Source organism: Thalassospira sp. MCCC 1A01428 (genome assembly GCF_002115825.1).
Taxonomy (GTDB): domain Bacteria; phylum Pseudomonadota; class Alphaproteobacteria; order Rhodospirillales; family Thalassospiraceae; genus Thalassospira.
Window position 1 is genome coordinate 13,142 of record NZ_JFJZ01000014.1, and the last position, 12,247, is coordinate 25,388.

Annotated in this window: 11 protein-coding genes; 6 read left to right on the forward strand and 5 right to left on the reverse strand. The window is 53.1% G+C overall.

Annotated elements, in window-relative coordinates; translation table 11 throughout:
* The first annotated feature begins 84 nt into the window (after positions 1-84).
* Positions 85-2,490, forward strand: coding sequence for a ribonuclease R (gene rnr, locus THS27_RS12665; protein ID WP_085591392.1), 2,406 nt, complete (start codon positions 85-87; stop codon positions 2,488-2,490).
* Between the two features lie 126 nt (positions 2,491-2,616).
* Here rnr and THS27_RS12670 read toward each other — a convergent pair whose 3' ends face one another.
* Positions 2,617-3,405: an Hpt domain-containing protein gene (locus tag THS27_RS12670; protein WP_085591394.1), complete on the reverse strand. Its 789-nt coding sequence runs from the start codon at positions 3,403-3,405 to the stop codon at positions 2,617-2,619.
* Between the two features lie 202 nt (positions 3,406-3,607).
* On the opposite strand from THS27_RS12670, the gene THS27_RS12675 reads away from it, so the two are divergent.
* The 3 genes from THS27_RS12675 to rpmG all read left to right on the forward strand — a co-directional run bounded on the left by THS27_RS12675 (position 3,608) and on the right by rpmG (position 6,066).
* Complete coding sequence (locus THS27_RS12675) at positions 3,608-4,009, forward strand: DUF983 domain-containing protein (protein ID WP_085591396.1); 402 nt, start codon at positions 3,608-3,610, stop codon at positions 4,007-4,009.
* A gap of 160 nt (positions 4,010-4,169) precedes the next feature.
* On the forward strand, positions 4,170-5,804 hold the full coding sequence (locus THS27_RS12680; RefSeq protein ID WP_085591398.1) for a S41 family peptidase: 1,635 nt from the start codon (positions 4,170-4,172) through the stop codon (positions 5,802-5,804).
* Positions 5,805-5,898: 94 nt separating this feature from the next.
* Positions 5,899-6,066, forward strand: coding sequence for a 50S ribosomal protein L33 (gene rpmG / locus THS27_RS12685; protein WP_007089918.1), 168 nt, complete (start codon positions 5,899-5,901; stop codon positions 6,064-6,066).
* A 192-nt stretch (positions 6,067-6,258) separates the two neighbouring features.
* Here the strand turns inward: rpmG and THS27_RS12690 are convergent, their stop codons facing one another.
* Complete coding sequence (locus THS27_RS12690) at positions 6,259-6,651, reverse strand: DUF423 domain-containing protein (RefSeq protein WP_085591400.1); 393 nt, start codon at positions 6,649-6,651, stop codon at positions 6,259-6,261.
* 387 nt (positions 6,652-7,038) lie between these two features.
* Complete coding sequence (locus THS27_RS12695; RefSeq protein WP_085591402.1) at positions 7,039-7,722, reverse strand: Crp/Fnr family transcriptional regulator; 684 nt, start codon at positions 7,720-7,722, stop codon at positions 7,039-7,041.
* A 344-nt stretch (positions 7,723-8,066) separates the two neighbouring features.
* Between THS27_RS12695 and THS27_RS12700 the strand changes: the two genes are divergently transcribed.
* Together THS27_RS12700 and ggt are read left to right on the forward strand one after the other, a co-directional pair.
* Entirely contained in the window at positions 8,067-8,903 is an 837-nt protein-coding gene (locus THS27_RS12700; RefSeq protein WP_085591404.1) for an alpha/beta hydrolase, read from the forward strand.
* A 209-nt stretch (positions 8,904-9,112) separates the two neighbouring features.
* The gene (gene ggt / locus THS27_RS12705) at positions 9,113-10,984 is read left to right on the forward strand and encodes a gamma-glutamyltransferase (protein ID WP_246832949.1); all 1,872 of its coding nucleotides are present in this window, start codon (positions 9,113-9,115) and stop codon (positions 10,982-10,984) included.
* Positions 10,985-11,065: 81 nt separating this feature from the next.
* Here the strand turns inward: ggt and THS27_RS12710 are convergent, their stop codons facing one another.
* Both THS27_RS12710 and THS27_RS12715 read right to left on the reverse strand, forming a co-directional pair.
* Positions 11,066-11,743 (reverse strand): HAD family phosphatase, encoded by a 678-nt coding sequence (locus tag THS27_RS12710; protein WP_085591406.1) that lies wholly within the window; start codon positions 11,741-11,743, stop codon positions 11,066-11,068.
* Positions 11,743-12,096 carry an ArsC/Spx/MgsR family protein gene (locus tag THS27_RS12715; protein WP_085591408.1) on the reverse strand — a complete coding sequence of 118 codons (354 nt, stop codon included), beginning with the start codon at positions 12,094-12,096 and terminating at the stop codon, positions 11,743-11,745. The genes THS27_RS12710 and THS27_RS12715 overlap by 1 nt, the downstream gene beginning before the upstream one ends.
* Positions 12,097-12,247: the final 151 nt, after the last annotated feature.

The following is a 12,247-nucleotide window of genomic DNA, read 5'->3' on the forward strand; positions in this document are numbered from 1 at the left end:
TCATACTGCGCTGCTTTTACCGGACCAGAAGGTGACCATCATTTTCTGGTCCGAAGATATAAAATTTGAAAGGACGCCACAAACTTGGCGAACACACCCGAAGATAAAACACCCTTCCCGACCAAAGAGCAGATTCTTGAATTTGTCGAGATGAGCCCGACGCCGGTTGGCAAGGGCGAAATTGCCCGCGCTTTTAACATCCGTGGCGCGGCCAAAATCGAACTGAAAAAACTGCTTAAGGATCTTAAATTCGGCGGTGACGTGGTTGCAGGACGCAAACGGTTTAACAAACCCGGTCGCCTGCCCCCTGTCGAGGTTTTGGAAATTACCGGCATTGATGAAAATGGCGAGGTTCTGGCCCGCCCCAATGTCTGGAAAGAGCCATTTGACCCACCGGTGATTTATGTAAAATCTACGCGACATGGTGGCCCAAGTGCGCCGGGCATTGGCGACAAAATTTTGGCCAAGCTGCGCTATACCGGCAAAAATACCTATGACGCCAGCATCATGCGCCTTTTGGGCAGCGGACCGCAGCGGGTTTTAGGGCTTTTCCGCCCGAACGAACGCGAAGGCCGTGTTGTGCCGACCGATCGCAAGGACAGCGGCGAAATTGCCGTTCCGTTAGATGATCGCCCGGGGCTTGAACCTGGCGCATTGGTGCTGACCGAACTTTTACCTGGCAAACATTTTGGCCTGCGCAAAGGCCGAATTGTCGATGTTTTGGGCAATATAAACGAACCCAAATCGATCAGCCTTGTTGCCATTCACGCCCGCGGGATCCCGTTTGAATTCCCGCCCGAAGTTGAACTTCAGGCGCGGGAATCAAAGGCAACCCCGATGGGCAACCGTACCGACCTTCGGCAAATTCCGTTGGTGACGATTGACGGTGAAGACGCGCGCGATTTTGACGATGCCGTCTGGGCCGAAGCCGACACCGACCCGGAAAATCCCGGTGGCTGGCATGTCATGGTGGCGATTGCCGATGTGTCATGGTATGTGCGCCCCGACGATGCGCTGGACCGTGAAGCCATAAAACGCGGCAACAGCTGCTATTTCCCGGACCGCGTGGTGCCGATGCTGCCGTTCGAGTTGTCGAACGGCTGGTGTTCGCTTGTGCCGCACGAAGACCGCGGTTGCATGGCCGTTGAAATGTGGCTGAATGCCAAGGGTCAGAAACTGCGGCACAAATTTTGCCGGGGCATGATGAATTCTGCCGCCCGCCTGACCTATAACCAGGTTCAGCGAGCCATGGATGGCGACCCGGACGATACAACAGCACCATTGGTCGATCGCGTTATCAAACCATTATACGGTGCCTATCATGCGTTTTTAACCGCACGCGAAAAACGGGGTGTGCTGGAACTTGATGTTCCTGAACGCAAGATTGAACTAAACGAAAAAGGCGAGATTATTGCCGTGGCGCCACGCGCCCGTGTCGATAGTCACAAGCTGATCGAAGAGTTCATGATTGCCGCCAACGTTTGTGCCGCTGAAGAACTGGAACGGTTAAAACAGCCTTGCATGTATCGTATCCACGATGCGCCCAGCGAAGAAAAACTTGAAGCCCTGCGCGAGTTTTTAGAAGGTGCCGGATATAAACTGCAACCCGGACCGGTTTTAAAGCCGCGTGATTTTAACCATATTTTGGAACGCGCCAAAGGCACCCCTGAAGCCGAACTGATCAATACGGTGGTGTTACGCAGCCAGTCACAGGCGATGTACAGCCCGGTTAATATTGGCCATTTCGGCCTGGCATTGAACCGCTATGCTCATTTCACATCGCCTATCCGCCGGTATGCCGACCTTTTGGTGCATCGCGCGCTGATTGCCGGTTTGCATTTGGGTGAAGGCGCGTTACGCCCCGAAGACGGCGAACGGTTTGAACAGCTTGGCGAGGATATTTCCGGCACCGAACGCCGGGCGGCGATGGCCGAGCGCGATTCGGTTGACCGTTACGTCGCAGCTTATATGGCAGATCGTGTTGGTGCAGAATTGCCCGGTAAAATATCGGGTGTCACACATTTCGGTCTATTTGTATCGTTGCATGAAACCGGTGCGGATGGCCTTGTACCGATCAGCACCCTGCCCGATGACTATTATGTCCATGATCCGATCAATCATTGTCTGGTTGGGGAAAAACGGGGCAAGACATTCCGCCTTGGCGATGATGTTGTGGTGCGCGTAGCCGACGCCGATGCGGCCACCGGCTCGCTGTCATTGCGCCTGGCTGAGCATGCCGACATCACCAGCCGCGACCTTATTGAACGCCCGCGCTTCAACAAGGGGGGCAAAGGTGCGCCCCGTGGCAAACGCAGCCCTGGCGAACGTAATAACCGCCACGGTGCCAAACCGGGTTTCCGTGCGGCGACCAAAAACACTGCCGGAAAAACCGACGCCAAAGGACCAAGCGCAGGCAAAAAGACAACGCCGAAAAAGCAGCGTAAAATACGTTTCGGCAATCGTAATGCGACACCGCCCAAGTCATCCTGATTTAGCGCACTTACTTTATCCAAAACAAAACCCGCATCAAAAACGATGCGGGTTTTGTAGTATAAACACATATTTATACAGATCATTACAGGATCACACCCAGGCGCAGTGATCCTGGATATTCCCTTAACCAAGCGTTTCAATAAATTTAACCAAATGCCCGGCGGTTTCCTTGCCCCGGTTGGTAATAACCGTCACATTTGCAGGCAAGCCCTCCAGATCAGGGTGCCCGGCATCAAAGCTGGTCAATAAGCCCAAAGGCTTGCCCTGCATGGTTTTCATCGCAGCCAATGCGCGGATCAGTTCTGTTCCGCTTAAACCATCCAGTACGGCAGCTGAAATAATTGCATCGGGCCGGGATTGAACAACCGTTTGAAAGGCCTCCACTGCGGATCGGGCAGCAATGGTACGAAAACCACGTTCGCGCAATTCCCGTTGCAGGAAATGGGCCTGCACCGCCGTGGCCGTCACAATCAAAACTTCCTGCTGGTGTGATGCCGCGCCAGTAGTGTCACCTTTGCCATCCTGGGCAGTGTTACCCGCACTGCGTGACGGTAAGGACCGCAGAATTCGAATTTCTTCCTCGGCGGCCGGGTTGGTTCCGCTTTCAACGATTTCGCGAATCCAGGTCGTAAAATCAACCAAAGATGCCGCCTGCAAATCATCAATCTCGGTCATATCGGCGATATAGTCTTCAAGACGATGCGCAATTGCCCCCACCAGCGGGAACCCGAAAGACCCGGCAAGCCCCTTCACGGTGTGGGCCTCACGTCGCAATTCAGCAATGCCCGCCGGGGCATCATCCATACGACCTGCAACACGATCAATCGTTGTTTCGATACGGTCCACACGATCAATGGTGTCTTCGATGAAATCCTGCTTTAGCCGCGCAATGATATCGTCGGCATTGTCCATGGAAGGGCTCCTGAAACTGTCTCTGGCACCGTCAGCACGAATGAAAAACGCTTGCTGTTCTTAGTTAACCACCTGATGATGGCTATTATAGAAGCATACATATACGCGCAAACATCCGGGTGCATTAAGTTTGCGGGACGAATTTTTAAAAAATTTATCATTCTCGCAAAAATGCCCCCCTTCAGGATAGGATCGCCACACCATGGCAACCGGCAGCGAGCAAAACAACGATTACGCCCCGCCAATAGAACCCGGGGCCGCCCGGTTTTTTACCGGGTTACGGCGTGGATTTCGCCGCAAATGCCCTAATTGCGGTCATGGTCTGGCTTTTAGCGGTTATTTGACCGTTCGTGAAACCTGCGCCTGTTGTGACCACAAGCTGGGCGAATACCGTTGCGATGATGCCCCGCCCTATTTCACGATTCTAATTGTGGGTCATCTGGTTGTGCCCGGCGCACTGGCTGTCGAACAATCAGGTACACCGTCCATGGCCCTTCAACTGGGCATCTGGATTCCGGTAACCCTTATTCTGGCGCTGGGGTTGCTGCCATTCATCAAAGGCGGTGTTCTGGGCGTGCAATGGGCCATGAACATTCGGGGTTAATCAAAATATCCGCCGGAATAACCGGAAAACGATACAAAAATCCCGAAATATCCGTGCGGTGCGGTGCCATTTTGCCATATGATTACAAAGCTTATCGGTTAACCATGCGCTTTGGCACCAATTAAATTGCACTGCACGGCATACAGGACAGTTACCAACAATGAATGAAGGGCTCCGCCACCGGTTTGCGTTTTACCGCACCGGATTCGCTAAATCCGTCATCGCCCCCATGGGCCTTGCCCTGCTTGTTGCGACGTCATGTACGCCACGTCAACCAGTTACACTGACCGATGAAACCGACACCCAAACCCTTGCCGTGGTATCACAGGCAATCGGGTTGCTTGAAAATCGTTATATTGATCCGCTATTGCCCGAACAACTGACGATCAAAGCCATTGAAGGTTTGCAAGCGCTGGATCACAATATCGCCGTCTCACTGACACCTGATACAATTATGGCGCGTTATGGTAGCGATGTTATCCTGAAGATCCCCTTGCCAGATGATGACAATGAAGCCGACCCTTCCGCCGGGCATATTCATGACGACATTTGGGCCGAGCTGGTGATGGACAGTGTACGGGCCTATCGTATGTATTCACCTGCCCTTCGACAAAGCAGTGCCGCCGATTTACAAGCACATTTAATATCGGGCGCGATTGACGGGCTTGACCCGTACAGCCGCTATGAAAACCCTAACCGTGCCGAAATTTCACGTGACCGCCGTGAGGGTTATATTGGCATCGGCGTCGATATTATCGCCGGCACCGGTTATCCGGTTGTCAAAAAAATCACGGAAAATGCCCCGGCCGTCAAATACGGCATTCATCCTGGCGACCAAATCATCAGTGTTGATGGCACCGACCTTTATAACCGCACCCGTCTTGATATTATTGAACGTCTGAAAGGTGCACCCGACACAGTGGCAAGGCTGGAAATCAACCCGACCGGGTCAAGCCAGGTCAGAAGGCTTGATGTTCCACGCAAACGCATCATCGCCCGCACCGTATTCCCTGAAATCCGAAACAGCGTGCTGATTGTTGAAGTTAGCAGCTTTAACAATGATACCGCCGCCGAAATTGCCCAGGCCATTCACGATGCCAAAATCTGGTCGGTTTCCCCGTTGCAAGGCGTTGTCATGGATTTACGCGGCAATCGGGGCGGGTTACTTAATCAGGGGGTATCTGTCGCTGATGCATTTCTGACAAGCGGGCCAATCGGGACAACACTGACCCGTGTTCCCGCCGCCCGGCATGTCTTTACATCCGATGATCGCGACTTTACCGACGGACTGCCACTGGTCGTGCTTATAAACGGGCGTACAGCCTCATCGGCCGAACTTGTTGCGGCATCCCTGCAGGATCGCGGGCGCGGCGTTCTGGTCGGAAGTACCAGCTTTGGCAAGGGGTCGGTGCAGGCCATTAACGACCTGGTCAATAATGGTACGATCACGTTTACATGGTCGCGTCTGGTGGCCCCCTCCGGTTACACATTTGACCGGCTGGGTTTACACCCCGCCATATGCACATCACAAATCAACGATCTGTCGCCGCAGCAACTGGTCGCCAAAGCCGTTACCTCAAAACAGCACCTTGCCGACACAATGCAGGCGTGGCGTCAGGTTGATTTTCGAAATGAATCGACGCGTCGGGAATTACGAAACACCTGCCCGCCCAGCTATGGGACTGACAAATTCGACATCGACGTTGCCCTTGAAATCATCAAAAATCCTGCTGCTTACAGCTATTTTCGCCAGCAAAGCACCCTTGAGGTCGCAGATACGTACACAAACCAATAAAAAAGCAGAAAAATGAACCAATACAGGTTGACAGACGGGCCACAATCTATATGTTCCGCCGCCTAGGACACACCTGAATACAGGATGCAGAGACATGGCGAAGCCCGCTTCGATTCTCGTTAAGTTGGTAAGCACCGCAGATACCGGTTACTTCTACGTTGTGAAGAAGAACCCGCGGAATACCACCGAGAAATTCTCATTTCGCAAATATGACCCGGTCGTGCGCAAGCATGTCGAGTTCAAAGAAGCGAAAATGAAGTAATCAGCCTGTCCCTAACGGGGCAACTGGATTACCGAGATTTAAAAAGACGTGATTCATTTATGGATCGCGTCTTTTTTTATGCCATCAAGAACCGATAGAACCAAAAACAGGGGCGCGCTGATAGTGCGAACGCCGCCCCTGCTGAAAGCCACTCTAAATTTTACCTATCACAACAAACGTCCCAAGCCGGGCTTACTCTGCATCCATATGCGCAGGAAATGCCTTAAATCCGGCAATGGCAACCATCAACCACCCGGCCATGAAACTGATACCGCCCAGCGGTGCAACCATGCCAAAGGCTTTTAGCCCGCTAAAGGCGATAGCATACAACGACCCGCAAAACAGAATTGTGCCTAAAATAAAGGCCATATTGGCAAAAGCCAGCAACCGCATATTGGGCCGAAAGACAGCAAGAGCGGCAACAGCCACAATAACTACCGCATGTATCAACTGGTAATGGGCACCTTTTTCCACCAGTTCCCGGGCATAGGCCATTTCCTGCCCGGCCATACCATGCGTCGCAAAAGCGCCCAGCGCCACAGCACTCATCCCGCTAATCCCGGCCAGTCCGATCGACATCCGCATTTCAAGATTGTCCTTCTGTAACTTTGCCCCGCATCCTAAATCCGTTTGCCGCAAAGATGAACCATTTGCTGGTTCTTCCCCTGTTATGTGCACCACATCGCGCGTCAGCGCCGAAATACCGATAAACCAGTCTCCCAACACACAGGTACAAACAAAAAAATGGCCGCACCATAAGGCGCGGCCAGTATATTTTCTCTTGGGGGAGATGTGCCACGATCTATTGACCGGACATCAGCACCTTAAAATACAGGCTCACTCCAGGCTGTGATAACCGTCACAAGCAACACAGTTTTTTACTGCGAACCAAAATATGCGGTTTCAGGCGCACCCCTCGAAAAACAACAAACTTCAAAGCATATGCAACCTTGATCGATCTGCCGCGTGTCTTTACGAACCGGCAGCATTTCCCAATAATGCTTCTAACCGCCGTATATCGGGGATCACCAGACTTTCACCCTTTTTAAGAACCACGCCCTGACGGGCAAGACTGCCAAACACCCGCGCCACCGTTTCACGCGACGTGCTAACCTTTCCCGCCAAATCAGAATGCACTGGCACAGGCGCAATCAAGGCCTGCCCGTCGTCATCGGCGACGGCCTGCGCCAAGCGGAAAATCTCGGCAATCACGCGTTCATTTGCTCCCAGCGTACTAACATCAACAATCCGCCGCGTAGACGCCCGCACAATCCGGGCGAGTTCACGAATAACCCGCCAGGCGACTGTCGGGTGGTTCTTGATCACGGTTTCAAAACCCGATGGGCTTAATATGGCAACTTCGGTCACACCCACTGCCAGCACACAGGCAGAACGTGGTTCTCCGTCAATTGCGGCCAAATGCCCCACACAGCCGCCAACGCCAATTTCCTCAAGTGTCACCTCGCGACCGGAAAGGGAATAATTAACCACCCGAACCCCGCCAGACAAAATCAGGAAGACATCACTGCTGTCACCTTCGGACTCGATAATTTCCGCCCCAGGCTGAAACACATGCCGACGAACATGTTTTTCAACATCTGCTAAAGCCGTATCATCCAGATCGGACAATATGCCAACTACACCCAGCTTAACCATCGTCCCCCGGCCTTATGTGACCTGCAATTCGATTGCCAGTGACGTCACCCGCGTCACTGCGAATTACCATTATGTTTATAGATTTTGAGAAAGATCATATGCAAACCACCCCCTGCCCGCAATAATATCTGTCTACGATGCAGGGATGCAGCATGGCTGAATATATGCTAAACTGTGCAAGTAACGAACCCACTGCCGATCACTTGCCGTTAAGGCCTGTTCCCTTGGTCGCGACAGTGCAACACAGCAAAAATTTGGCATCGCCTTGGCATTTTTTAAAACTGGCATGTCTGGTTTGCGACCCCGCCTGAATTTACCTGAAACAACAGTGTAAGGAGGCCCCAATGAGACCAGAACTGGAAATTTTTCGCCGCAGCCCAACCGGCCCGCGCCTGTGTTCTCATCCGATTGTGCTTGTCCACGGGGCCTTTACAGGTGCCTGGTGCTGGAATGAACATTTTCTAACCTATTTTGCCGATATGGGGTTTGAAACCATTTCGTTCTCCTTGCGCGGACACGGCGGCTCTGGCGGGCGTGATATCCGCAGCCTGGCATCGATTGATGATTATGTCGAAGATTTGGAAACCGTCGTCGATACACTGGGCCAGCAACCCATCCTGATCGGGCATTCGATGGGCGGATATGTGGTCCAGAAATATCTCGAACATCACCCGGCACGCGCTGCCATCCTTATGGCATCCGTCCCACCGGAAGGATTATTAGCCAGCAACGCCATGATGGCTTTCTCCCAGCCTGACCTGTTTTTACAAATGTTCTGGCTACAGGCCATCGGCCCGCACACCCTGCTGCGCGACAGGCTGGGCCGCGCCATGCTGTCAGCAGATATGGCGTCAGACGAAGGCATGATTTATTTTGGTCGCCTTGAAACCGAAAGTCACCGTGCCCTGATGGACATGGCGGGGGCCAATCCGGTGTTTTTGTCGCCAGCCACCATTCCCCCCATGCTGGTGATTGGCGCACGCAATGACGAAATCGTTCCCAGTGAAATTGTCCATCGCACAGCAGAACGTTATGGCGCTGAATGTATCCTGATTGATCATATCGCCCACGCCATGATGCTTGATACCCATTGGCAAAAAGTGGCCGACGCTGTTTTGGGCTGGATGAAAGAAAATCTGGCTGACAAAGCCGAAAACCCGGGAAAACAGAGCGCGGCCTGATATCCCGTTTTCAACTGTTCCCAACCGGATTCCAGAATTTGTTCAACACACAAAACGGGGCGAAAAGCACAAGGCTTTTGTCCCGTTTTGGCTGTTTAACGGATGCATTAATACGCTTTTTGCGCGATTGTTTACTTCCCAAGAACAGACTTTTCTGAAACCATCACTCGCCTGTAATATTCGCCACCCCATCGTAAAGACAGGAAGCCATGACAGGAAACCCAGCCCCGGCAGCTTCGTCTGCATCCATGCCAACTGTTCATAAATCCCCCTACGCGGCCCATCGCTATTGCGGGCCGACGCGACAGGCACCCGTAATCGCGCCGCTGCTGGCGGCGGCCGCCCTGTTTGTAACATTTACATCCCCCAGCCTGGCCCAGGCACAGCAGGCAACCGATGCCATCGCCCCTGAAAGCGGGGCGGCACCAAATGAAATGCGTCAGGCAGTTAAATCGCAAAACTGGATGATAAGTGCCGCCAACCCGCTGGCCGTGCAGGCCGGTGCCGATGTGCTGCGCCGGGGCGGTAACGCCATTGATGCCATGGTCGCAGTGCAAGCAATGCTGGGGCTGGTTGAACCCCAGTCATCGGGCCTGGGCGGTGGATCATTCATGGTGTATTACGACGCCGCGAAACAAAAACTCACCACCATGGATGCCCGCGAAACCGCGCCAATGGCCGCCGATGAAAACCTGTTTATGGGCAGCAATGGCGAACCGATGAAATTTTATGACGCCGTCGTTGGCGGACGGTCTGTTGGCACACCAGGCACGCCTATGCTTATGGAAAAGGCCCATCAAAAATGGGGGCAAATGGCATGGTCGAACCTGTTTGAAATGGCGATTGACCGGGCTGACAAGGGTTTTCTGATCAGCCCGCGACTGGCTGAACTGATCGTGGAAGACGGCGGAAAGCTTAAAAAAGACCCCGAAGCTGCGGCTTATTTCCTTGATGCCGAAGGAACGCCGCTTCCTGCCGGAAAGTTGCTTAAAAACCCCGCCTATGCCAATACCTTGCGCACGCTGGCGCAGGGTGGTGCGGATGCGTTTTATAATGGCCCAATTGCCGATGCCATTGTTAAAAAAGTGCAAGGTGCGAGCTGGAATCCCGGCTTGCTGTCGCAAAGTGACCTATCGGCTTATGATGTCAAGGAACGCGATCCCGTTTGCGCGTTATATCGAGGCTATGATGTTTGCGGCATGGGCCCGCCATCGTCCGGTGCGCTGACGGTTGGGCAAATACTCGGTATGATCGAACCTTATGACATTGCCAAATTTGGCCCCGATTCCGCCAAAAGCTGGCGGCTTATTGGTGATGCCTCGCGCCTTGCCTTTGCTGATCGTGGTCGTTATATGGCCGATAGCGATTTTGTACCTATGAACCTTAAGGGCCTTGTTGATCCGGGTTATCTGGCCCAGCGTTCCCGCCTGCTTTCTGGCGGCCTGGCCCTTCCTGCCGATAAAATTCAGCCGGGCAACCCGCCACAAATTCACGCTGCCAACTGGGGCGACGACAACGCCATTGAATTTCCCTGCACAAGTCATTTTTCAATTGTCGATTCCTGGGGCAATGTGGTGTCGATGACCACAACCATCGAAAATGGCTTTGGCTCCCGCCTGATGACAAACGGGTTCTTGCTCAATAACGAAATGACCGATTTTTCGTTTAAACCAACCGATGCCAAGGGCATGCCGGTTGCCAACCGGGTGGAACCGGGCAAACGCCCGCGTTCGTCAATGGCCCCTACCATTGTCATGCAGGGCAACCAGCCGGTTATTGCCACCGGATCACCGGGCGGCAGCCGCATTATCGGCTATGTGGCGCAATCGATTATCGCCATGATCGACTGGGACATGGACCCGCAACAGGCTGCCGCGATGCCCCATTTGGTCAACCGGTTTGGCACATTTGATGTCGAGGCTGGCACATGGGCCGAAGCACTGGCACCCAAATTAAAAGCCGCCGGGTTCGACACCAAAATAACCGACCTTAATTCCGGCCTGCATATTATCAAAATCGGCCCGGATGGCCTTACGGGCGGAGCAGACCCACGCCGCGAAGGCATTGTGCTTGGCCAATAAAAGCTAACATGCACAACACGAATGAAAAACGGGCCCTTGTGGCCCGTTTTTCACGACAAAATTCGTCCTAAAAAGTGCTCATTACAGCCAGCTTTGCAGCAAATCATATAAATCGTGATGATCATTGGCGATATAATGCGCGCCATTTTCAAGCAACAAGTTGCCCGGTGTTTCACCTATCAACCCGATCGTGATAGCCCCGCTGGCGACACCGGCGCGAACGCCGCTAATGCTATCGTCAATGACGACGCAATCGTGAATATCCACCCCCACACGGCTGGCAGCCAAATGATAAACGTCGGGAGCCGGTTTGGCATTTGGCACATCCCGAGCCGAACAGATGCGCCCGGTAAAACGACGTAACAACCCAACCTTACCCAGCGACACATCCATTTTGTTGTGCGGGCCATTACTGCCGATCGCAAAGGGAACATTTGCCACATCAAGCATATCAAGGATGTCATCTACGCGTTCAAACGGTTCCATGTCATTGCGCAAGGATTCGAACGTGCGCGCGTAACATTCATCGGTCCAGTTATCTGGCAGAGTCACGCCATACATTTCGTGCATTTTCGGGCCAATCATGGACAGTGTACCGCCCATAAAAAGCTGATGCGCCATATCCTCGGTCACCGGGCAGCCATATTCGTTCAACAGCTTGACCAGAACAACATTGCCCAAATTTTCGGTATCCACCAGCACCCCGTCGCAATCAAACAGCACGGCACCAACTTTGGGCTTCACAACAACCTGATCCATTATGCCGACACCAAATCATTCCAGCGGGTTTCATCATAACCCACCGTGCGCACCGCGCCAAAATCCACCACCGGGCGCTTGATCACTGTCGGATTGTCCGCCAGCACCTTTGCTGCGGCCAAATCATCCTTTTCAAGTACGGCCTTATCCGCATCTGAAAGGTTGCGATAGCTCGGCCCGCGTTTGTTAACCAGCACCTTGCCACCAACCTCGCCCAGCCACATCACCACCAGCGACGGGTCCAGTCCATCGACACGGAAATCATGAAACCTCGTCTCGACGCCCTGCCCTGCAAACCATTTCAAAGATTTGCGCACCGTGTCGCAATTTTTAATGCCATAAACCGTAATCATAAAAATAATCCTGTCTGCCAGATGCGTGCAAAGCTGCCATGTCATCCTGCCTGAATGCAGACATTTGCACCATAATCCAAGACACTATATAAAGACCGCGCCGACACTACGGCAACCCCAAGGATTAAAACCATTTCAGGAACAGGATGGC

Excerpts from the sequence above, each read along its gene's own strand:
- THS27_RS12670 (WP_085591394.1), bottom strand. The coding sequence starts at position 3,405 with ATGGACAATGCCGACGATATCATTGCGCGGCTAAAGCAGGATTTCATC.
- THS27_RS12675 (WP_085591396.1), top strand. The coding sequence starts at position 3,608 with ATGGCAACCGGCAGCGAGCAAAACAACGATTACGCCCCGCCAATAGAA.
- THS27_RS12680 (WP_085591398.1), top strand. The coding sequence starts at position 4,170 with ATGAATGAAGGGCTCCGCCACCGGTTTGCGTTTTACCGCACCGGATTC.
- rpmG (WP_007089918.1), top strand. The coding sequence starts at position 5,899 with ATGGCGAAGCCCGCTTCGATTCTCGTTAAGTTGGTAAGCACCGCAGAT.
- THS27_RS12690 (WP_085591400.1), bottom strand. The coding sequence starts at position 6,651 with ATGCGGATGTCGATCGGACTGGCCGGGATTAGCGGGATGAGTGCTGTG.
- THS27_RS12695 (WP_085591402.1), bottom strand. The coding sequence starts at position 7,722 with ATGGTTAAGCTGGGTGTAGTTGGCATATTGTCCGATCTGGATGATACG.
- THS27_RS12700 (WP_085591404.1), top strand. The coding sequence starts at position 8,067 with ATGAGACCAGAACTGGAAATTTTTCGCCGCAGCCCAACCGGCCCGCGC.
- ggt (WP_246832949.1), top strand. The coding sequence starts at position 9,113 with ATGACAGGAAACCCAGCCCCGGCAGCTTCGTCTGCATCCATGCCAACT.
- THS27_RS12710 (WP_085591406.1), bottom strand. The coding sequence starts at position 11,743 with ATGGATCAGGTTGTTGTGAAGCCCAAAGTTGGTGCCGTGCTGTTTGAT.
- THS27_RS12715 (WP_085591408.1), bottom strand. The coding sequence starts at position 12,096 with ATGATTACGGTTTATGGCATTAAAAATTGCGACACGGTGCGCAAATCT.